Here is a 22,323-nt window from a genome sequence, read left to right on the forward strand (position 1 = left end):
GGGTTCAGCCGGCCCGCCGGATGACGCTCACGCCCTCGCGCACGGTGAGCACGCTCTGCCGCACCCGGGGGTCGGCCGCGACGTGCGCGTTGAACGCGCGCATCGCGACGGTGTCGGGCTGCTGGTCCCGTTCGTTGGCGACGCCTCCGAACTGCAGGACGTTGTCGGCCAGCAGCAGACCGTGCGGGGACAGCTTCGGCAGCACCGCCTCGTAGTAGTCGATGTACCCGGGCTTGTCGGCGTCGACGAAGACCAGGTCGAAGGGACCGGGCAGGTCACCGACCGACGTCAGGGCCGGGCCCTCCCAGAGGTGGATGCGGTCCGCCCAGGGGGAGGCGGCGAAGTGCTTGCGCGCGATCGAGGCGTGCAGCGGGCTCAGTTCACAGGTGTGGAGCTCGGCGCCCTCCGGCATCGCCTGGGCCATGCAGAGCGCGGAGTAGCCGGTGAAGGTGCCGATCTCCAGGATGCGGCGGGGCCGCAGGGCGAACACCAGGGAGGCCAGGAACTCCCCTTCCAGACTCCCCACCATCATGGCCGGCAGGTCCGTCTCGGCCTCGGTGTCGGCGACCAGGGCCGCCAGCCGGGACGGCGCGGGGGAGGAGACCTCCTCGGCGTACTTCTCCACGACGGGTCGCACGATCATCCTCGGTTCCTTCCCGCGGGGTCGGTGTGGGGGTGCCGGGGGCGGCCGCGCAGCCGCCCGGCCAGCCAGCGCGCCAGCCCGTCCCGGCCGGGCCCGCGCAGATAGAAGTGGCCGCCCGGGAACGCCGCCAGCTCGGTCTGCGCCGAGGTGACCTCCGCCCAGGCCGCCGCGTCCGCCGCGTCGACCTCGGGGTCCTCGGCGCCGTAGCAGACGCTCACCGGCACCGAGAGGTCGCGGCCTCTCCCGGGACGGTAGGTGCCCACCAGGCGGTAGTCCGCCCGGAGCATCGGCAGCGCCATCTCGCGCAGGCCCGGCAGCTGGAGCAACCGCGCGTCGGTACCGCCGAGCCGGCACACGTCGGCCCACAGCCGCTCGTCGTCCAGGTGCTTGTCGTCCGGGCGCTGCCGGGAGGGTCCCGGACGGCCGGAGACGACCAGCCGCTCCGGGAGCGCCTCGCCCGCCGTGCCGAGGAGCCGGGTGACCTCGTGCGCGACGGAGGCGCCCATGCTGTGCCCGAAGAACCACACGGGCTTGTCGTCCAGCGTGGTCAGCGCCTTGGCCAGCGGCTCCACGAGGCCGGGCATGTCGGTGCAGCAGGGCTCGCCGATGCGGTCCTCCCGGCCGGGGTACTGCACCACCAGGCCCTCGACGTCCTCGGGCAGGTCGCGCACCAGCGGGCGGTAGAAGCTCGCCGCCCCGCCGCCGTGCGGGAGGAACACCAGGCGGCGCGCGGCCCCGGGCCGGGGGAAGTAGCCGCGCAGCCAGGGGCTCGGGACATCGGTGCTCATGCCGGGACCTCCGGCAGATCCGAGGCGGCGAGCAGTTCCGGCGGCGCCTTCGGGTGGCGCAGCCGTACCGGTCCGCAGGCCTCGCTCACGCGCATCGCCAGCTTCGCCAGGGCCACGTGGTACTGCACGTGCCCCCGGCTGTCGGCACCCGACCGGACCGCGTCCCAGGTCGCGGCGATGGCCCGGGCCGTGGCCTCGGGCCACAGGTCGCGCAGCACCTCGCGGTACGAGGCGCCCTGCGCCGGACCCAGGTGCTCCACGCTCGGCACGTCCAGGTGCGGGGCGGCACAGTCGCCGAAGCGCACCAGTTCCCTCATGTCGCCGGGCATGTGCGGGCGCATGCTCCACTGCACCGGGCCGTGCGTGTTGACCAGGGTGAGGTGCCCGCCGTCCGTGCCCAGGGTGATGCGGTGGAAGAGGTGGCTGTAGTTGTCGGGGTCGGAGGGCACCAGCTCGTTCTGCAGCCGGAAGGACATCGGCACACCGGCGAAGCGCCCGGTGAGGCTCCGGTACGGTGCCCCCGGGGTCTCCGCGAGCGCCCCGTCGACGCCGTGCGGGCGGATCGACCCCAGGGCCCGGCCCAGGATGTCGAAGACCGTGTAGAGCACCTGGAAGGCACAGGTCACGTCGAGGAACAGCGGCTGCTGCCGGGCCACCAGGCCGCGGGCGGCGCCGATGAACCGGCGCACCGGCTCCACGTGCGGATAGTGGGTGTTCAGCCGGAACACCACCCCGGACTCGGTGGCCGCGCGCAGGCACGCCACCAACTCGTCCGGGTGCAGCGGGTGTTCCTGCAGCACGTGCACACCGCGGCGCATCAGCGCCCGGGAGATCCGGGGCCCGGGCCCGCCGTTCATCACCCCGCCGACGACCACACAGGCCAGGTCGACGTCATCGGGCACCTCCTCGACCGTGGACCACAGCGGTACGCCGTGGTGCGCGGCGCAGGCGCGGCTGCGGGCGCTGCCGGACGCGAGGATCCCGGCCAGCTCGAAGCCGGAGTCCGGCCGCTCGAAGGCCGCCAGGTAGGCGCGGCCGAAGCCGGTACCGGCCACCAGGACGCGGGGGCGGGTCACAGTTCGCCCTCCTCCATGGCGCGGGCCGCGAGGATCGGCCGGTCGGTGATCTCCAGCAGCCCGACCGCCGGCTCGGCCCGCAGGGCGGCGAGCACGGTCTCGGCGTCGAGTACGTCGGAGCCGAAGTGCACCCCGGGTCCGGTCGTGCCGCCGAGCACCGCCAGCACGGCCAGCGCGCCGGCGAGGCCGGTCAGGGCGTACGTGTCGCCGGCCCGCAGGGCCAGGCTGCGGGTGGCCGGGCGTCCGGTGCCGTCGGTGCCGGTGACCTCGAACAGCATGAGCTGGAACGGGTCCCTGCCGAACAGGTCGAGCGCCGCGGCACGGGTGAGTTCCCCGGCCGCCTCGGCGAGAGCGGACTCGCCGCGCATCGCGCCCTGGAGTCTGCTCAGGCAGCTCATCATGTGCGCGCCGCCGTCGAAGACGTTGTACCAGTCGATCTCCGTGAGCCCGGTGACCTCGGGGAGCCGCGCGGACTCGAAACTCAGGTACGGGTAGACGTCCACCCGGTTCTGCGCGTAGGGCAGTTCGACGCCGGTGCGGGGCTCCAGCTCGCGCTCCACGCGGATGCCGCCCCGGATCGCGCCGCGGGCCTCCCCGTACGCGCCGCCCATGGACAGCAGGTAGTCGGCGGCGCCGGCCGGGGTGAGCCGGTCCATCGTGCCGACGTAGGCGGTCAGCCGCTGCGGGCGGCTCATGGCGGAGCACAGGTGGCGGGGGAGCAGACCGGTCAGGCCCGGCTGCATGCCCGCCGTGATGACGGCGGTACCGGTGAAGGTGCCCGGCCGGGTCAGTGCCTCCAGCAGCGGTTCGTCGCCGCCCGGGTCGACATAGTCGGCGCCGGCCGCCGCCGCGGCCCAGGCCACCCGGTCGAGGACCTGGTAGGACGGGCCCGCGCAGTTGAGGACGACACGCGCGCCGCGGCAGAACCGGGCCAGCGACCGGCCGTCGTACAGGTCCACCTCGACCGCCTCGCCGCGCAGACCGGACTTGGCCAGCAGGGCTTCGGCCTGGGCGCGGTCGCGCCCGCCGAGCCGTACGACGGCGTCGGGAAGGCGGTCGGCGACGGCCCGTACGGCGGCCGCGCCGACGGCGCCGTAGGCGCCGACCACCGCGACCGACGGGGTGCTGTGCTCGCTCACGCGTTCTCCTCATCGGGCAGGTCGATCACATCGGAGGTGACCAGTTCGCGGCAGGTGAAGTGGTCGCCCGGCACGGTCCGGCACCGCAGTCCGCCCACGCAGACCGACTCCCACAGCGCGGTCATGTCGGCGGCCATGGTGGGCCAGACGGGGGACTCCTCGTCGTGCACCAGCAGCCGGGCCTCCCCGGTGTACAGGCCGGGGTCGTGGGCGGCGACGCAGGCCGCCAGCGCCCGCCCCCGCGCGAGGCGTTCGGCGAGCTCGTCCGCGCCGAGCCCCAGCGCCCCGGCGAGCCGGGCCAGCCGCTCCTCGCGCGGGAGCGCGCCGAGCGCGGCGGCCGTCTCGCCCACGGCCCGCAGCTCCGGTTCGCTCCGGTCCGCCAGTGCGGCCGGCGCACCCGGCGGTATGTCACCGGCGGGGGCGAGTGCGGCGAGCGCCGACCCGAGCGCGGGGACGTCCGGGTAGCCCAGGGCGGCCGGGTCCCGCCCGAGGTCCAGGCAGAGCAGCGCCTCTTCGAGGACGTCGTCGCGGACGGTGGCGGGCAGCGGGTAGCTGCTCAACACGGTCAGCCCGCACACCGGGGCGCCGGACTCGGCCAGCTGCTGGGCGACGGCGAGCGCCAGCACCCCCCCGCTGTGCGCGCCGACCAGATGGAACGGACCCGGGCTCAGCGCCCGCACCCGCGCCACGATCTCCTGCGCCACGTCGTCCAGGCTCCGCCCCCCGGCGACCCGCACCGGCGGCACCACCAGCACCGGGTCGAGCCTGCCGAGGCCGGCGGCGAGCCGCTCCGCGTGGCCGCCCAGCCCGTCGCCGACCAGGACGTGCACCGGGTTGCCGAGCGCGTCCGCCGCCCCGGTCAGCGCCGGCTCGTCGCCGGCCCCGCTCTCCTCGGACACGTCCTGCCCCTGCTGGAGGAACGCGGACAGCTCGCGCACCGACGCACCGCCCAGCAGCTCGCGCAGCAGCTCGTCGAAGAAGACCTCGGCCGCGGCCGGCACCTGCTCGCGCAGCGCCGTGACCAGCTGGGCGGCGAGCAGCGAATCCCCGCCCAGCGCATAGAAGTTGGTGTCGAGCGGCACCTCCGGCTCGCGCAGTACCTCCGCGTACACCGCGGCGACGCCCGACTCCAGCTCGCCGGCCTCGCGCACGCTCTCCCCGGCGACCGCGGCGCCCGCCGCGCGGTGCTCCTCGGCCCACCGGGCCAGGGCGGCGCGGTCGACCTTGCCGTTGCCGGTCAGCGGCAGCGCGTCCAGGATCTCGAAGCGCGAGGGGATCATCTCCGCCGGGAGCCGCTCGGCGAGCCGACGGGTCAGCTCCTCGGTGTCGAGCGGCGCGCGGTCGGTCTTGAAGCGGGCCGCGAAGACGTGCATCCCGATGCGGGCCAGCTCGTCCTCGGGTGCCGGGACGCACAGCTCCAGGCGGGCCCCCGCCTCGGCCAGCAGGTCGTACCACTGTCCGCGGCCGATGAAGGTCTGGTCCCTGCCGTGGCGCACGTCCTGGAAGTCCCCGGCGGTGGCGTCGAAGAGGAACTCCATCGAGGTGAGGATCTGGTAGTTGTCGCGGGTCGTCTCGATGAAGACCAGCCACCCGCCGGGCACCAGCGCCTCGCGCATCCGGCGCAGGACCGCGCGGGCGTCCTTCGCGTAGTGCATGACGTTGCCGCACAGGATCACGTCCACCGAGTTCGGCCTGACGCCCTGTTCCCGGAAGGGCTCGTTGAAGTCGAACAGCGCGTAGTCCACCCAGGGGTGCCCGGCGAACCGCTCACCGGCCTTGTTCAGGAAGAACTGCGACACGTCGCTGAAGGTGTAGCGGACGTTCTCGCCGTCCAGCGCCGGAACGGTGTCGGCACTGGTGCCGCCGACGCCCGCGCCGACCTCCAGCACCCGCAGCGGGCGGCCGGAGGTGTTGCGCCGGGCCACGCCCAGCACGGTGGAGGTGGCCAGCCGGTTGAGGTAGCGGGAGAGGAAGCCCTCCATGTAGGCGGCCTCGTGGATGCTCAGGTCGCCCTCGGGGAACAGCATCCGCAGCGGGTCCCGCTCGTCGCGCATCAGCTCCGGCAGGTGCGCGGCGGCGAGCTTGAAGTAGTTCACCAGCTCGGGACGGTCGTTGGCCTCCGGCAGCAGCCGGTCGACCTCGGCCCACGCCTGCTCGACGTCCTCGGGGGTGACCAGGCGCGGACAGCCGAAGGTGCCGTCCGCGGCGCGGTCCAGGTAGCCGTTCTCCACGCAGGCGGCCAGCCAGCGGCGCACCAGCCGTTCGTGCCGGGCGGCCACCCGGGCCAGCCGCATGATCTCGGAGGTGCTGTGACGCGCGGCGGCGTGCGGCCACACGCCCTCCTGGCGCAGGACGTCGACCATGCGGCGCAGCGCCGCGTCGTCGAGGACGGCCGCGAACTCGACCACCTTCGCGACGTCCACCCCGTCGCGGATCTCCCCGGCCGCCGCGAGCACCTCGGGCACCAGGGCCGCGTCCACGGCGTGGTCGGCCGGGCCGGCGGGCGCGGGCGAGACGAAGGCGACCAGCCGGCGGTCGTTGCGCTCGCCCTGCGTGGTCACCGCCACCGCGTCGACCTGCGGATCGGCGGCCAGGGCCGACTCCACCTCGGCCAGTTCGATGCGGTGGCCGCGGATCTTGACCTGCCGGTCGTCGCGGCCGATGAACTCCAGGGTGCCGTCGGGCAGATAGCGGGCCAGGTCGCCGGTGCGGTACACCCGCTCGCCGTCCGGCAGCGCGAAGAAGCTCGCCGCGGTCTTCTCCGGGTCGCCCAGATAGCCCTCGGCGAGGCCGGTGCCGGCGATGTACAGGTCGCCCACGACGAGGTCGGGGCTGGGCCGCAGGAACGCGTCGAGCACGTGGAAGCGCTGGTTCTCCAGCGGAGTGCCGTACGGGATGCTCGGGGCCGCCGTGTCGACCTCGCCGATCGGGTGGAAGACCGACCAGATCGACGCCTCGGTGGCGCCGCCGAGACTGTACAGCTCCACCCGGGGGAGCCGTGCACGGACGGCGTCGGGGAGCGTCACGGGGATCCAGTCGCCCGACATCAGGCCGAGGCGCACGCTCGCGCAGTCGCGGCCGTCTGCGCGCAGGTACTCCTCCAGCAGCATCATCTGGGCGGGCACCGTGTTCAGCACCGTCACACCGTGCCCGGTGATCAGCTCGGCCCAGTGCGAGGGGTCGCTGCGCCGCTCCGGGTCGGGCAGCACCAGGGTGCCGCCCCGGCCCAGGACGCCGAAGACGTCGAAGACCGACAGGTCGAAGCCCAGGCTCGACAGCCCCAGCGCGACGTCGCCCCCGCCGATCCCGAACCTCCGGCACACGTCGTCCAGGGTGTTGACCGCCGCACGGTGACTGATCTCCACGCCCTTCGGTTCCCCGGTCGAGCCCGAGGTGAAGATGACGTACGCCGAGTCGCCCGCCTCGACGGCGACCTCGTCGGGGGCGGCCGTGGACAGCCGGTCCACGTCGATGCGCCGCACGCCTGCGGGCAGTTCGCCGCCGACCGTGCTGTGCGCGACGACCAGGCCGATCCCGGCGGACTCGATGATCCTGTCGCGTCGGGCGTCGGGCTGGCCCGCCTCGACCGGCACGTACGTGCCCCCGGCCAGCAGCACCCCGAGCGCCCCGGCGATCTGCTCCCAGCCTTTCTCCAGCACCACCGCGACCCGCTCGTGCGGCCGGTGGCCCCGCGCGGTGAGCGCGGCGGCCACGGCGGCGGCCCGGCCGGTCAGCGTCGCCCGGTCGACGCTCCCGCGGTGGTCGATCACCGCCGTCGCCTCCGGGCACCGGCGTGCCTCGTCGAGCAGCGCCCGGTGCAGCAGCGCCTCGCTCACCGGCCGGGCCGTGTCGTTGACCGCCGCGCGCCGCCGCGCCTGGTGCGCGGGCAGGGCGATCGGGTCGCCCTGCCACGCCTCGTCCCCGTCGGCGAGCCGCTGCAGGAGGTCGCCGAACGCGGCGAACATGTCGTCGAGGACCGGCTGGGGGACGGTGTCGTCGCGCACGTCCCAGTTGACGAGCAGCGCCCCTTGGTCCTCCATCGCCTGGCAGTCCACCCAGACCTGCGGCGTCTGGCTGATGCCGCTGCGGATCCGGGAGCGCATCATGCCCCGGGGGGCGAGACCGTCGGAGAGCCCGATCGCGCTGGTGAACACCACCGGCATCAGCGAACCCTGCTGGCCCCGGCGGCGGGTCAGCTCGCGCAGCACCTCCACGCCGGAGAACAGCCGGTGGTCGAGGTCCTCGAAGAGCTGCTGGCCCGCCGCGCGGGCACGTCCGGCGAAGGTGCCGGCGCAGCCGCCGTCGACGGGCAGCAGCTCGACGGAGGTGAAGTCGCCCACGATGTCGCCCACGTCCGGGTGCAGCGGCAGCCGGCTGAGCACCGTCACGTCGAGCGTGAACCGGGGGCTGCGGCTCCAGCGGCCGATCACCTCGGCGTAGGCGGCCATCACCGCCGTCGAGGCGGAGACCTGCTGTTTCCCGGCACGGGTCTTGAGCGCCGACCACCGCGCGGGTTCGAGCCGCAGCTCGCGCCGGGTGAAGCCGGCCGCACCGTGCCGGCTGGGCCGGTCGACCAGCGGCAGTTCGGGGGCGGGCGGCAGACGGTCCAGGCGCGCCGTCCAGTAGTCGCGGTCGCGCTCGTACGCCGGCCCCTGGCGCACCGCCCGTTCCGCCCGCAGATAGTCACGGAACGAGATCGCGGGGGCCGCGAGAGCGGCGTCGGGGTCCTCGTAGAACGTGCCGAACTCGTCCAGCAGCCGGTAGATGCTCACGTAGTCGGCGATCAGGAAGTCGATGGAGAAGTGCAGGACGGCCCGGTCGGCGAACTCGGTGACCTCCAGCGAGTACAGCGGGCACGCGGTGACGTCCTTGGACTCCGCGGAGAGCCGGCCGCGGACCTCGCGGAGCGTCTCCTCGCCCGCCGCCGCGGGCCGTGCGCTCGTGTCGTGCCAGCCGATGACGGGGGCGGGCGGATCCTTCAGCACCCGCTGGTAGCCGTCGTAGTCGATGACCACGCGCAGCATCTCGTGCCGGTCGACCACCCGCTGCCAGGCCCGCAGCAGCCGGTCCCGGTCGAGCGCGGGGAACTCCAGCTCGCCGTAGGCGTGACAGGGCACCGAACCGTACTCGAAGGCGCCCCGGCGGCCCAGCAGGTAGGCCGACTGCACCTCGGTGAGCGGGAACGGCTCGTGGGCCGCGTCGGGATCGGGCCGCACCTGCTGCGGGCCGCGCTCGCGCAGCGCCCGGAGCACGTCCTCCCGGCAGCCGGAGAGCAGGGCACGGCGCTCGGGGGTCATGGTCCCTTCCGGGCCCCGGAACCGGAGCCGGCCGTCGTCCTCCCACAGGTGCAGTCCGGCCTGTTCGAGTTCGCTGATGATGTCGGAGGCGGCGGTCACAGGACACCTTCTTCCAGTCGGACGGAGGCTTGGCGCGGGTGGCCGCCGGAGATCTCGGCGTCGACGACGGCGGCGATCCCGGCGACGGTCGGGTGGTTGAAGAGCTGGCGCAGCGAGAGCTCCACGCCGAAACGCCGGGCGAACTGCTGGATGATCCGGGTGGCGGTGAGGCTGTCGCCGCCCAGGCCGAAGAAGTCGGCGCTGCGGCCCACCCCGGGGGCCTCCAGCAGATCGGCCCACACCTCGGCCACCGCGCGTTCGGTGTCCCCCCGCGGACGGTCGTCCGCCGCGGGCTCCTGCGCCGTGTGACGCAGCCCGTAGGTCCGCGCGACGGCGGCGCGGTCGACCTTGGCGTTCGCGTTCAGCGGCAGCCGCTCGACGACCGTGAGGTGTTCGGGGAGCATGTGGGCGGGCAGGTGCCCGGCCAGCGCCGCCCGCACCTGAGCCGCGGCCGGTGCGGGATCCGCGCCCTGCTCCGGGGTGACCACCGCGGCCAGGCGGTGCCCGCCGGCGCCGGCGTCGACCCACGCCACCGCGCCCGAGACACCGGGCAGTTCGCGCAGCCTGGTCTCGATCTCGCCGAGTTCGATGCGGTGCCCGCGCACCTTCACCTGGTGGTCGCGCCGGCCCAGGAACTCCAGGATCCCCGAGGGGTGGTAGCGGCCCAGGTCGCCGGTGCGGTACCACCTCTCGCCCCCGGCCGAGACGAAGGAGGCCGCCGTGCGGTCCGGGTCCCCGCGGTAGCCGAGCGCCACCCCCGAGCCCCCGATCCACAGCTCGCCGGGCACGAAGTCGGGCCGGTCCCGGCCGTGCGCGTCGACCACGCGGAAGCGCTGGTTGGCCAGCGGACGCCCGTACGGGACCGACACCCACGCGGGGTCGACGGCCCTCACCTCGTGGGCGTTCGACCAGATCGAGGCCTCGGTGGCCCCGCCCATGGCGACGAGCAGGGCGTTCGGGGCGCTCTCCCGCAGCCGGTCGCACAGGTCCAGCCCCACCCAGTCGCCGGAGACGATCGCCACGCGCAGCCGCGGCAGGCTCGTGCCCGACTCGCAGGCCACCAGCAGCATGTCGAGCAGGGTGGGCACCGTGTTCCAGACGGTGACCCCGTGTTCGGCGGCGAGACGGGCCCACACCGCCGCCTCCCGCCGGACGTCCTCGGTGAGCGTCACCACGGTGCCGCCCACCGCGAGCAGCCCGAACAGGTCGTAGACGGACAGGTCGAAGTCGAGCGCCGAGACCTGCAGGACCACGTCGGCGGGCCCCACCCCGTAGCGGGCGTTGACGTCGTCGATGGTGTTGGCGGCGGCCGCGTGGGTGATCTCCACCCCCTTGGGCTCGCCCGTGGAGCCCGAGGTGTAGACGACGTACGCGAGCCGTCCCGGGTCGACCGGCACCGGCCCTGCCAGCGGCGCGGCCGCCGACGCCTCGGCCACCGGCACCAGCCGCACCGCCTCGTCCCAGTCCCCGCCGGGCTCCGGGCCGTCCGCGACCAGGGCCAGGCGCGCCCCCGAGGACCGCACGATCCGGTTGCGGCGCGCGGCCGGCTGGCCCACTCCCACCGGTACGTACGCGCAGCCCGCGGCCAGCACGCCGAGCACCGCGACCACCTGGTCGGGCCCCTTCGGCAGTGAGACGACCACGGTGTCGCCCGGCCGCGCCCCCAGCGACACCAGGTGTCCGGCGACACCGAGAACCCGGCCGGCCAGCTCGCCGTAGGTCAGGGACCCGCCGGAGGGCGTGCGCACCGCGACGGCACCGGGGGTGCGGCGGGCCACGTCGAGGACCGGCTCGTGCAGCGTACGGGCGGGGCGGGCCACGGCCGTGTCGTTCGCCTCGGCGCGGACCCTCGCCTGCGCCTCGGGGAGGGCGACCGGCGGGGCCGGACGGGACCAGTCGCTGTCGGCGAGCGCGACCAGCAGGCGGCGCATCGCCTCCAGGGCCGCCGGGACCACCCCGGGACTGTAGAGGCCCTCGACATGGTCCCAGTTGACGGCGAGTCCGCCGTCCCGCTCCACCACCTGGCAGTCCAGGGCGACCTGCGGGCTCTGGGAGAGGCCGCGGCGCAGCTCGCCGAAACCGAAGGAGAGGTCCTTGAAGTCCGCGCTCACCCCGAGCGTGGAGGTGAACACCACCGGCATCAGCATCTGTCCGCCCCCGGAGCGCCGGGCCAGTTGCTGGAGCACCCAGGTGGTGGAGACCTCGCGGTGCCCGATGCCCTCCCAGACCTGCCCCTGCAGACGGCGCACGGTGCCGGCCCAGGAATCCCCGGGACGGCTGTGGTGGCCGAGCAGCAGCAGCGAGGTGAAGTCGCCGACCACCTGGTTCACCTGCGGATGCACGTCCTGCCGGTCGAAGACCGTCAGGTTGAGCGTCAGCGAGGTCTCGGCGCTCCACGCCGCCAGCACCTCCGCGAAGGCCGCCGCCACGACCGTCGACGCGGTCAGCCCCTCGTCGGCCGTGAGGCGGCGGAGCTTCGCCCAGGTCGCCGGGTCGATGCGGAACTCCTCCCGCACGAACCGCGGCCGGCCGACGTGCTCGGGGTCCAGGGCCGTGGGCAGCGCCGGAGCCGGGGGCAGCTCCTCGATCGCCTTCAGCCAGTACTCCTCGTCCCGCGCCTTCGCCGCGGGGTCGGTCCGCCGGGCGAGCAGGTAGTCGCGGAAGGACAGCTCCAGCGCCGGGAGTTCCCGGCCGGGGTCGGCGTACAGCGCGTTCAGCTCGGTGAAGAGGGTCATGATGGACAGCGCGTCGAGCACCACGTAGTCGAAGCCCACGCCGAACACCGTGCGTCCGTCGTCCCGCTGCACGGCGCGCACGTCGAACAGCGGCCAGGAGGTCACGTCGAGCACCTGCTGCGCCATGTCCCCCAGAGCGGCGACCGCCTCCTCGTGGTCGGCCGCGGTGGTGCGGGTGACCGCGAACCGGTAGTGCGGCACCTCGGGAAGGATGCGCTGGCCGCCCTCGCCGTCCAGCACGGCGCGCATCATCTCGTGCCGCCGCACCAGCGCGTTCCAGGCGGCCTCCAGCCGCTCCAGGTCGACGTGGTCGCTCTCGAACTCCCAGTACCAGTACGAGGCGACGCCGCCGAGGACGAAGTCGGGGTCGCGGCCGAGCCAGTAGGCGCGCTGCACGTCGGTGAGCGGGAAGGGATCGTACCGGTGCTCCGGGTCGGCCGGGACCGTGCCGGGCACCTGCGCCCCGGTGCGCGTCAGCGTCGAGGCGAAGCCGCTCACCGTGGGACGGGTGAACAGGTCGCCGAGCCTGGCCTCGTACCCCTGCCGGCGCAGGGCGGCCAGCAGGCGGGCGGCCTGCAGGCTGTCGCCGCCGACGTGGAAGAAGTTGGTGTTCCGGCCGAGGGGGCCGCACCCGAGGAGTTCCGCCCACAGCGCGGCGACCGTCTCCTCCGCCGCGCCGCGCGGGGCGTCGGCCGCGCCGCCGGACGTCCGCTCGCCCAGCATCGCGGCCAGCAGCCGCGCCGCCGCGGCGCGATCGACCTTGCCGTTGCGGCTCAGCGGCAGTTCGCCGACGGCCACCGCCCGGGCGGGCACCATGTACGCGGGCACCTGCCGGGCGGCCGTGGCCAGCACGTCCTCGGTGTCGGCCGTGCCCGGAGCGACCAGGGCGTACAGCGCGCCGCCGTGCCCGGCAACCGGCGTCACCACGGCGTCGCGCACCCCGGGATGCAGGCCCAGTGCGCGTTCGGCCTCGCCGAGTTCGATCCGGTAGCCGTTCACCTTGACCTGGAGGTCGGCGCGGCCGAGGAACTCGATCACCGCCCCGGGCCGGTAGCGGGCCCGGTCGCCGGTGCGGTACCAGCGCACGCCGTCCGCCTCCACGAACTTCGCGGCGGTCAGCTCCGGTGCGCCCACGTACCCCCGGGCCACCCCGGCCCCGCCGATCCACAGCTCCCCGGCCACCCAGTCGGGGCGGTCGCCGCCGTGCTCGTCGACGATCCGGCAGCACTGGTTGGGCAGCGGCACGTTGTACGGGATCGAGACCCAGGAGGGATCCACCTCCGTGACCTCCTGGACGGTCGAGTGGATCGCGGTCTCCGTGGTGCCGCCCAGGACCACGAACACGCTGTCCGGACGCAGCGCGTGCACCCGGCCCGGCAGGTCGAGCCCCGCCCAGTCGCCCCCGAGGAGCTGCAGCCGGAACGGCCAGCCGCCCGGCTCCGGCCGCGACGAGGCCGTGGTCAGCGCCATGTCGAGCAGCGCCGGCACGCAGTTGAGGACGGTGGCCCGGTGCTCGGCCGCCCTGCGCAGCCACGTCTCGGGGGAGCGCCGCTCCTCGTCGTCCACCAGGACCAGCGCGCCGCCGCAGCCGAGGGGGCCGAAGATGTCGTAGACGGAGAGGTCGAAGTCGAGCGCCGACAGACACAGGGTGCGGTCGTCGGGGCCCATCCGGTAGCGCTCGTTCAGCGCGGCCACGGTGTTGTGGGCCGCCGCGTGGGTCAGCTCCACGCCCTTGGGTTCCCCGGTCGAGCCGGACGTGAAGATCACGTAGGCGGGGGTGTCCGGCGGAACGTCCACCGGACGGTCCAGCGACGGCAGCCCACGGTCGGTGCCGCACCGTACGTCGATGTGCGGGATCCGGCCGCCGGCCGCGTCCCGGGCCGGACCCGAGGTCACCGCGCACCGGGCGCCCGACAGCGACTCCACGGTGCGCCGCCGTGCCTCCGGCTGTTCCGTCCCCACCGGCACGTACGCCGCGCCCAGCGCGTGCACCGCCAGCACCGCGACCACCTGCTCGACGCCCTTGGGCAGGGTGATCACGACCCGGTCGCCCGCGGTGACACCGGCGGTGCGCAGGACGTGGGCCAGCCGCAGGGCCCGCCGGGCGAGTTCCCCGTACGTCAGCACCCGGCCGTCGCCCCAGAACGCCGCCGGTGCCCCACCGCGCTCGGCCGCCTGCCGGAAGAACTCCTCGTGCAGCGCCCGGCGGGGCAGGTCCGCGCGGGTGTCGTTGGCGCTGCGGCGGGCCTGGAGCTGCGGTGCGGGCGGTCGCACCGGCAGGCTCTCCCACCACGCGCTGGGCTGCGAGGCGAGCAGCCGCACCCGCTTGACGAAGGCCGCGAACATCGCCTCGGGAACACCGGCCTCGAAGAGGTTCTCGGCGGTCTCCCAGTTGATCATCATGCCGTTGTCGTGCTCGGTCAGCTGCAGGTCGATCCACACGCCCGACGTCTGCGAACTCATCCACACCGGGGTGCCGAGCACCGCGCGGGTCGCCCCGTCGAACAGCTCACCGAGGCTGAGCGCGCTGGTGAACACGACGCCCGCCCGCCGGTTCGCCCCGGCGGTGGTCCGGGCCAGGTCGCGCAGGACCGACGTGCCGCCGTACGCCGCGTGCGCGGCATCGCGCCGGTACTGCTCCTGCACCGCGTGGGCCCGCTCGACGAAGGTGCGCCGCGTGTCGGGCGCCACCTGGAGCAGCAGCAGGTCGGTGAAGTCCCCGACGATCCGGCCGACGTCCGGGTGCACCGGGACGCGGTTCAGCACCGGCAGGTTGAGCAGGAACTCCGGCTCCTCGCTCCAGGCGGCGAGGACGTCCGCGTAGGCGGCGGCGACGGCCATCGACACCGTCAGGCCGTTGCTGCGCGCGTGCTGGGTGAACCGCTCGTACGTCTCCGGGGCCAGCCAGGCGTGCCGGCGGACCGTCCGCACGCGCTCGATCCGCTCCGGCGGCGCGGCCAGCGGCAGCCGGGGCGCCTCGGGCAGGTCCTCGGCGCGGTCGCGCCAGTAGGAGACGTCGGCCGGGCGGGGCTCCCGGCCGCGCTCGGCGACCAGGCGGCGGTATTCGGGGAAGGTCAGGGCGGGCCGCGCGGGCGCGCCGGCCGGGTCCTCGTAGTGGCGGGCCAGGTCGGCGACGACGATCCGGAAGCTCGACGCGTCGCAGACGACCATGTCGATGTCGAGGCAGAGCCGGCCCTTCCCGGCCGGCAGCAGCGCCAGCCGCACGTCCAGCCCGCCCCCCTCGGAGACCGGCAGCGTCTGGTGGGACAGGGTCTCGCGCAGCCGCGCCAGCCGCCGTTCGCGCTCCGGACGCTCCAGACCGGTCAGGTCGACGACCTCGTCCAGCCCCCGGCACTCCGGCAGGATGCGCTGGCCCTGTTCGCCGACGGCCGCCCGCAGCATGGGATGCCGGCGGCGCACCGCGGCCACCGCGCCGTCCCAGCGCGCGACGTCGGCGGTGACGTCGAACTCGAAGTAGAAGTGCGACCCGGTGTTCAGCGGCATGCCCGGCTGACGGCCCGACCAGTAGGCGTGCTGCATCGGGGCCAGCGGGAACTCGCCCGTCCCGGCGGCCGTGTCCGGCTCCGCCCCCGGGCGCGGGCCCGCGGCGTCGTCGGTCCCGGACAGCAGCGCCGCCCAGGCGCGCACGGTGGGCTCCTCCACCAGGTCGCCGAAGGTCACCTCCACGCCGGCCTCCTGCCAGGAGGCCGCCAGGCCCATCATCCCGAGGGAGTCCAGGCCGAGCGTGACGAGGTCCTCGTCCAGGCCGATCTCCGCGACCGGGAGTTCCAGCCGCGCGGCGACGGTGTCGCGGATCTCCTCGGCGGACAGCGCCCGTCCCGCCGTCACCTCACTGGTCATCGTGGCCTCCCGTGCGCTGCCGGGGGCGCGCCCCGGCGTGGTCGGTGCGGTCGGTGGGGGGCGCCGCGCTGCGGGCGGCGGTCGTGCAGATGTCGACGTACGCGGCGAGCAGCGACTCGACGAACCGCGGGTCGAAACGGTCGGGGTTGTAGAACAGCAGCACCCGCACCGTGTCCCGGTCGGGCACGGCGACCAGCTCCAGCTCGAAGCGGGTGGCGACGTCGTCGGGCACCAGGACCTCGATGTCCAGCCCGCCGGCCCGGGTCGAGTACACCGGGTCCGCCATCATCTGGAAGACCACGTCGTCGAGCCGGCGGTCGGTGCCGCCGGGACTGATCGGCAGCATCTGGAACGGCAGCGCCTGGTGGACGAACGCCTCCATCACCGTGCCGTGCGTGGCCCGCAGGTGCGCGGCGAAGTCGCCGCCGGCGAGCCGGGTCCGCAGCAGCACCATGTTGGCCAGGAACCCCACGGTGCGCCGGTGTTCGGCGCCGCGGTTGGCGAACAGGGTCGCCACCGCCAGGTCCTCGGCCCCGCTGACCGACTTCAGGGCCCGGTAGTAGGCGGTGAGCAGGGCCACGAACATCGTCGACCGCTCCCGCTTGGCCAGGGCGTCCAGCGCGGCCACCGTCGGCGCGTCCAGGACGTGCTGCACGAGCCTGGTGTCGCGCGGCGCGCCCGCGGTGGCCGGCCGGATCGGCAGCGGGGGCAGCGTCACGTCCTTCAGGCGCTCGCCCCAGAAGGCGCTCAGCCGCTTCCCGGCCGGACCGGCCAGGGTCGCGCGCTGCTCCTCGGCGAACCGGGAGTACGCGGCGGCGTCGCCGCACGGCCTGCCCTCCAGCGCGGCGCACAGGTCCTCGAAGATCACATTGCAGGACCACGAGTCGGTCACCATGTGGTGCATGTTGAAACAGAACACGTGATGGTCCTCGGCGAGCCGCCACAGGGTGAGGCGCACGGCGCTCTCGGTGGCGTCGATCCGGGTGCCCAGCTCCCCGGCCACCTCCCGGTCGGCGCACGCACCGGGATCCGGTTCACCGGACAGGTCCACCTCGCGGATCCGCGGGGACACGTCAGGGTGCACCAGTGCCTTGAGGCGGCGCCCGCCGCCGGTGAAGGTGGTGCGCAGCGCCTCGTGCCGGGACGTCACACGGCCGATCGCCTCCCGGAGCCGGTCGCGGTCGAGCGGGCCGCGCAGCCTGCACAGCACCGGGCAGTTGAGCGCGCCCTCCTCGCCCCGGTAGCGGTCGAGGAACCACAGCAGTGTCTGGCCCACGGACGGGCGGATCTCGGTGGCTGTCACGTCCGGCAACGTAACGACGGCCGTCGCCCGTGCGGCCGCCGCTGAAAGAAAGCTGAGAGGACCTTCAGCTTCCTTTCCGGCCACACGGGCCCCGCCCCTCGCCCGGGTCAGGGTGGGGGCACCTGTGTCGCGCGCGGCGCCCCCGCAGGGCGCCGGACCCGTCCAGCGGCACCGTCACACAGGAGGTCGCTCGATGCCCGCCAACCCTTTCGAAGACCCGGACGAGAGCTACCTGGTCCTGTGCAACGAGCGCGGCCAGCGGTCGCTGTGGCCCGCCCGGCTGCCGGCCCCCGCCGGATGGCCGGTGGAACTGCCCGCGACCTCCCGCGCCCGCGCCCGCGCCCACGTCGAACACGTCTGGCCGGACGTACGCCGCCGCCCGCCCGCGGCGGCCGGGTCCGCCGCCTCCCCCGCCTCCCCCGCCGAAACCCTTCCCGTGCTCTTCGAACGGGTGGCGGCCCGGCACCGGGACCTGCCCGCGGTCGAGAGCGAGAGCACCACGCTGACCTACGGCGAACTGGCGGACCGGGTGAACCGGCTGGCCCGGCGGCTGATCGCGGCCGGACTCGGACCCGGCGACCTCGTCGGGATCTGCGTACCCCGCGGGACCGACCAGGTGACGGCCGCGCTCGCGGTGACGACCGCCGGAGCGGGCTACGTCCCCCTGGACCCGGGATACCCCGCCGCGCTGCTGCGCCACATGGCGGCCGACTCGGGCCTGCGGACCCTGCTGCACACCGGCCCCCCGCCGGTGGACGTCACCGGTCCGCGGACCCTCGATCCGACCACCCCCGACCCCGTTGCCCGTCCGGCCCGGCCGGTCGCCGACGAGGAGCGGCGGCGGCCGCTGCACTCCGGGGACACCGCGTACGTCATCTACACCTCCGGCTCCACCGGGACGCCCAAGGGCGTGGTGATCCCGCACGCGGGCATGGCGGCGCTCGCGGCGGCGCAGCGGCACTGGATCGGCCCCGGCCCCGGCGACCGGGTGCTGCAGTGGGCCTCGTTCAACTTCGACGCGGGCTTCTGGGACCTGACGCTGGCCCTGCTGTCGGGCGCCACCCTGGTGCTCACCGACGACCGCGCCGTGCTGCCCGGCGAGGAACTGCGCCGCACCCTGATCGACCGGCGGATCAGCCACGCCGTGCTGCCCCCGGTCGCCCTGACCGCCACCGACCCGGACGGCGTCCTGCCCGGCGGGGTGGTGCTCTCCACCGGCGACTCCTGCACCCCGGCGCTGGTGGCCGGATGGGCGCCCGGCAGGCGCATGTTCAACGGGTACGGGCCCACCGAGATGACCGTGGGAGTGACCATGGCGGGCCCGGTGCGGCCGGGCGAGCCGGTCAGCATCGGGGAGCCGTGGCCGGGCAACGAGGTCCGGGTGCTCGACGCCGACCTCCGGCCGTGCCGGCCCGGCGAGGAGGGCGAGCTCTACCTGGTGGGCGAGGGCGAGGCCGACGGATACCTCAACCGGCCCGCCCTGACCGCGGAGCGCTTCGTCGCGGACCCGTACGGCGGGCCCGGGAGCCGGATGTACCGCTCCGGCGACCTCGGCCACCGGGACAAGGACGGCATGCTCTACTTCACCGGCCGCGCCGACCGCCAGGTCAAGCTGCGCGGCTTCCGGGTCGAACTGGGCGAGGTGGAGGCGGCGTTGGAGTCCTGCGAGGGAGTCCGCCTCGCGGCGGTCGTGGTGACCGGCGAGGTGGACTCGGCGCGCCTGGTCGCCTTCGTGGTGCCCGGCACGGACCCGGCCGACGGCCTCGCGGAGGAACTGCGCGGGCGGCTCGCCGCGCGGTTGCCGGCGCACATGGTGCCCTCCCGTGTCGAGGTGGTGGCGTCCCTGCCGATGACCAGCAACGGCAAGATCGACCGGCGGGTCCTGGAGCAACGGGCCGCCGGGCCCGCCGCCGGCAGCGCCGCCGGGCCCGCCGCGGGCAGCACCGCCGGGCCCGCCGCCGGCAGCGCCGCCGGGCCCGCCGCCGGCCTGTCCGACCCGGTGGCCGCGCTGTGCGCACTGGCCGCCGGGGTGCTGGGGGTGCCCGCGGTCGCGCCGGACGACAACTTCTTCGACCGGGGCGGGCATTCGGTCCTGGCGGTGCGGCTCGCCAAGGCCGTACGGGACGAGTGGGGGATGAACCTGCCGGTGCGGGCCGTCTTCGAGCGGTCCACCATGGTGGAGCTGGCCGGCTCGCTGACCGCGGACTGAACCGGGACGGGGCGCGGCCCGGGCCGGCGCGGGGCCCGGTCCGGGCCGGGGCGGCCCACGCCCCGGCCGGGCGGCCCGCCCGGAGGCCGGCGGCACCTGCAGGCGGCCGGACGCGGCTCAGTCGAGCCGCAGGCGCAGGGCGCTGTGACCGAACAGGAAGGTGGAGTAGAGGCGCGGCGGTTCCGCCAGGATCTCGATCCGGTCCACCCGGCGCACCAGCGAGTCCAGCACCGCGGACAGCTCCAGCCGGCCGAGGAAGGCACCCAGACAGAAGTGCGGGCCGTGCCCGAGCGCGAGGTGCGGGTTGTGCTCCCTGCCGACGTCGAAGCTGCGGGGCCGCGCGAAGACCTCGGGGTCGTTGTTGGCGGAGATGTTCCACAGGGTGACGATGTCGCCCGCCGACACCTCGGCCTCCCCGATCCGCAGGTCGGCGGTGGCCGTGCGGGCGAAGTGCATGGCCGGGGTCACCCAGCGCAGGACCTCCTCCACCGCCGTGCGCACCGCGGCCTCGCCGGTGCGCAGCCGGTGCCACTGCTCCTCGTGGGTGCCCAGCGCGTGCAACGCGCCGATCGTGGTCACCCGGGTGGACTCGTCGCCGCCCAGGATCAGGCTGTAGCAGTTGAGGGCGAGATCGTCCTCCGTCATCGGCCCGCCCTCCACCCGGGCGCCGGCGATCATGCTGATCACGTCCTCGCCGGGACGGCGGCGGCGCTCGCGGACCACGTCCACGAAGTACGACAGGATCTCGTTGCGGGCCTCCAGCGCGTCGAAGGGGTCGTCCTCGGCGCTCTCCGACGACAGCGCGCGCTTGTTCCAGCCCAGCAGCAGGGGCCGGTCGGCGACGGGCAGTTCCAGCAGGTCGCACACGGTGTTCAGCGGCAGGTGCTCGGCGATGTCCCGGGCGGCGTCGGCCTCGCCCGCACCGGTCACGGCGGCCACCAGGGCGTCGGCCCGCCGCCGCACCGCCTCCTCCACGTGCCGCAGCACCCGTGGCGAGAAGGCACGCAGCATCACCTGGCGCAGCTCCCGGTGGCGGGGACGGTCCATCACCGCCAGCATCCGCCCGCCGGCCGAGTCGCCGCCGCTCAGCAGGACGTCCAGCACCGTCCCCCGGGCCGAGCTCAGCCGGGTCGCGTCCTTGTAGCAGTCCTGGACGTCCCGGTGCCGGGCCACCGCCCAGAACCCGGGGCGGCCCGCCGCGGGGGGATGCCAGCGCACCGGATCACTGCGGCGCATCCGGTCCCAGTACGCGTACGGGTCGTGCTCGACGAACGCGGCCGGGTCGGCGAGGTCGAGCGCCGCCCCGCAGGCGTCGTCGTACCGGCCGCCGAAGACGGGGGCGTTGCGGGAGGAGACCACCGGGAGACTCCTTTCGGCCCGGACAGCGGGCCTGCACGAGGGGCTCGGCCTGGACACCGGGCCCGTACGGAGGTGCTCGTTTCCGGCCCCGATCCTCACCTCTCCCGCCCGCGCCCGAGGCGGCCCTGAATGAATGATGAAGGTTTCCGCTGCGGCCCCGGGCGTGCGTGCGATTCTCACATCCGAGGCGGCGAAGGGGGAGATCGGCCATGGGCGTGCACCGCGGATCCGTGCGCACGGTGTCGGGCACCGACCGCCCCCGGCTCCGGCTGCTCGGGCTGCCGCACTCCGGCGGCCGCGCGGAGAACTTCACCGGGTGGCGCGACGCGCTCCCCGCCGCGTTCCCCGCGACCGCGGTGGAACTGTGCGCCGCGCAGTACCCCGGGCACGGAGACCGGCTGGCGGAGCCGCCGCTGAAGGAGGTCGGCGCGATCGCCGAGGAGATCGTCGCCGACCTGTCCCGGCTGCCCCCGGCGGACCTGCTGCTCTTCGGCCACAGCTTCGGCTCGGCGGTCGCCTGCGAGGTGGCCCGCCGGTGTCCTGGGGCGGGCATCGACGTCGTCCTGCTCGTCGCGTCCAGCGCCTGGGCCCCGGGGGACCCGGCCCGGCCCCCGCGCCGCGAACACCTGCTGCCCGACGGGGAACTCTGGGAGCGGCTGGTCGCCCTCGGGGGCATCGACCCCGGCATCGCCTCGCAGACCGAGCTCCGCGACCTGCTGCTGCCCGCGATGCGTGCGGACATCGCCGCGCACGAGCGCTACCTCGGCTGCCCGGACCCGGTGTCGCTCCACTGCGACGTGCACGTCTGCATGGCCCGGGGAGATCCCCTCGTACCGGTCCCGGCCGGCCGCCACTGGGGCCGTCTGACCACCGGTAACACCAGCATCGACATCCGTCACGGAGCCCATTTCCACGTCTTCGACGACCCCGCGCCGCTGCTGGAGGGCCTGGCGCGGAGGGTTCCCACCCACACGAAGGGAGGCGGTCCGGCGCATGAGTAGTCCTTGGGCGGGCCTGCGGCTGGTGGTCACCGGCGGAGGTTCGGGCATCGGGGCCGCCGTGGTCGCCCGCGCGACCGGGCTGGGCGCCGACGTCCTGGCGGTCGGCCGGCGGGCCGGCCGGCTGGCGGAGGTGACGGCGAGGGCGCGGGCCGAGGGCGCGGGCACCGCGGTGCCCTACGCCGTCGACGTCACCGCCCCCGGCGCCGCCGCGCGGATCGCGGAGCACGCCGGCGACGTGCTCGGCGGCGTCGACGCCCTGGTCAACAACGCCGGGCACGCGGTCTTCGACCGCCTGGAGGACGCCGCCGAGGCGGACCTGCGTCAGATGGTCGACACCAACCTGGTCGCTCCCGCCCTGCTGATCCGGGCGCTGCTGCCCCTGCTGCGCGCCAGCCGGGGCTGCGTGGTCAACGTGTCCTCCGTCGGCGGCGTCCTGGCGATGCCGAACCGGTCGTTCTACGGGGCCAGCAAGGCCGCCCTGAACTCCTTGACCCGGTCGCTCGCGGTGGAACTGGCGCCCGAGGTCCGGGTGAACGCGGTGCTGCCCGGCCCGGTCGACACGGGCCTGTGGGACCTGGCCGCGGGCGAGGACGCGGACGCCCTGCGCGAAGGAATCGTGGCCGGCACCCCCCTGGGGCGGTTCGGTCTGGCGCCGGAGGTGGCGGCCTGGGTGTGCCACCTCGTCGACCCCGGGACCTCGTCCTGGGTCACCGGATCCCTGATGTCCGTGGACGGCGGACGTACGGCCTGAGCCACGCGGCACAGCAGCACCACCCGGCCGGCCCGGTCCGGCCGGTCCTGCCCTCAGCGGAA

The 22,323-nt window shown here is 74.9% G+C and carries 11 protein-coding genes; 3 read left to right on the top strand and 8 right to left on the bottom strand.

The features are described 5' to 3' along the window. Positions 1 to 4: 4 nt before the first annotated feature. From AC5K6T_RS02235 to AC5K6T_RS02265, 7 genes are read right to left on the bottom strand one after another with little or no spacing between them, the layout of a single operon-like run. A complete protein-coding gene (locus tag AC5K6T_RS02235) occupies positions 5 to 643 on the bottom strand; it encodes an O-methyltransferase (protein WP_493205113.1) in 639 nt (212 codons plus the stop codon). Then, a complete protein-coding gene (locus AC5K6T_RS02240; protein WP_493205115.1) occupies positions 640 to 1,431 on the bottom strand; it encodes a thioesterase II family protein in 792 nt (263 codons plus the stop codon). The genes AC5K6T_RS02235 and AC5K6T_RS02240 overlap by 4 nt, the downstream gene beginning before the upstream one ends. After that, entirely contained in the window at positions 1,428 to 2,507 is a 1,080-nt protein-coding gene (locus AC5K6T_RS02245) for a Gfo/Idh/MocA family oxidoreductase (protein WP_493205117.1), read from the bottom strand. Before AC5K6T_RS02245 ends, AC5K6T_RS02240 begins: the two co-directional genes overlap by 4 nt. Beyond that, on the bottom strand, positions 2,504 to 3,646 hold the full coding sequence (locus tag AC5K6T_RS02250) for a saccharopine dehydrogenase NADP-binding domain-containing protein (protein WP_493205119.1): 1,143 nt from the start codon (positions 3,644 to 3,646) through the stop codon (positions 2,504 to 2,506). The genes AC5K6T_RS02245 and AC5K6T_RS02250 overlap by 4 nt, the downstream gene beginning before the upstream one ends. Then, on the bottom strand, positions 3,643 to 9,042 hold the full coding sequence (locus AC5K6T_RS02255) for an amino acid adenylation domain-containing protein (protein ID WP_493205121.1): 5,400 nt from the start codon (positions 9,040 to 9,042) through the stop codon (positions 3,643 to 3,645). Before AC5K6T_RS02255 ends, AC5K6T_RS02250 begins: the two co-directional genes overlap by 4 nt. Then, entirely contained in the window at positions 9,039 to 15,638 is a 6,600-nt protein-coding gene (locus AC5K6T_RS02260) for an amino acid adenylation domain-containing protein (protein WP_493205122.1), read from the bottom strand. Before AC5K6T_RS02260 ends, AC5K6T_RS02255 begins: the two co-directional genes overlap by 4 nt. Further along, positions 15,628 to 16,941, bottom strand: a complete 1,314-nt coding sequence (locus AC5K6T_RS02265) for a condensation domain-containing protein (protein ID WP_493205124.1) — start codon at positions 16,939 to 16,941, stop codon at positions 15,628 to 15,630. The genes AC5K6T_RS02260 and AC5K6T_RS02265 overlap by 11 nt, the downstream gene beginning before the upstream one ends. 193 nt (positions 16,942 to 17,134) lie before the next feature. On the opposite strand from AC5K6T_RS02265, the gene AC5K6T_RS02270 reads away from it, so the two are divergent. Next, the gene (locus tag AC5K6T_RS02270) at positions 17,135 to 19,150 is read left to right on the top strand and encodes an amino acid adenylation domain-containing protein (protein ID WP_493205126.1); all 2,016 of its coding nucleotides are present in this window, start codon (positions 17,135 to 17,137) and stop codon (positions 19,148 to 19,150) included. Between the two features lie 117 nt (positions 19,151 to 19,267). Here the strand turns inward: AC5K6T_RS02270 and AC5K6T_RS02275 are convergent, their stop codons facing one another. Then, positions 19,268 to 20,509 carry a cytochrome P450 gene (locus AC5K6T_RS02275; protein WP_493205128.1) on the bottom strand — a complete coding sequence of 414 codons (1,242 nt, stop codon included), beginning with the start codon at positions 20,507 to 20,509 and terminating at the stop codon, positions 19,268 to 19,270. Positions 20,510 to 20,718: 209 nt separating this feature from the next. Here AC5K6T_RS02275 and AC5K6T_RS02280 point away from each other — a divergent pair, with 209 nt between their 5' ends. Then, entirely contained in the window at positions 20,719 to 21,510 is a 792-nt protein-coding gene (locus tag AC5K6T_RS02280; protein WP_493205130.1) for a thioesterase II family protein, read from the top strand. Then, on the top strand, positions 21,503 to 22,261 hold the full coding sequence (locus AC5K6T_RS02285; protein WP_493205132.1) for an SDR family NAD(P)-dependent oxidoreductase: 759 nt from the start codon (positions 21,503 to 21,505) through the stop codon (positions 22,259 to 22,261). Before AC5K6T_RS02280 ends, AC5K6T_RS02285 begins: the two co-directional genes overlap by 8 nt. Positions 22,262 to 22,323: the final 62 nt, after the last annotated feature.

The organism is Streptomyces sp. B8-7 (assembly GCF_058833805.1).

Excerpts from the sequence above, each read along its gene's own strand:
- AC5K6T_RS02260 (WP_493205122.1), bottom strand. The coding sequence starts at position 15,638 with ATGACCAGTGAGGTGACGGCGGGACGGGCGCTGTCCGCCGAGGAGATC.
- AC5K6T_RS02280 (WP_493205130.1), top strand. The coding sequence starts at position 20,719 with ATGGGCGTGCACCGCGGATCCGTGCGCACGGTGTCGGGCACCGACCGC.
- AC5K6T_RS02235 (WP_493205113.1), bottom strand. The coding sequence starts at position 643 with ATGATCGTGCGACCCGTCGTGGAGAAGTACGCCGAGGAGGTCTCCTCC.
- AC5K6T_RS02240 (WP_493205115.1), bottom strand. The coding sequence starts at position 1,431 with ATGAGCACCGATGTCCCGAGCCCCTGGCTGCGCGGCTACTTCCCCCGG.
- AC5K6T_RS02285 (WP_493205132.1), top strand. The coding sequence starts at position 21,503 with ATGAGTAGTCCTTGGGCGGGCCTGCGGCTGGTGGTCACCGGCGGAGGT.
- AC5K6T_RS02270 (WP_493205126.1), top strand. The coding sequence starts at position 17,135 with ATGCCCGCCAACCCTTTCGAAGACCCGGACGAGAGCTACCTGGTCCTG.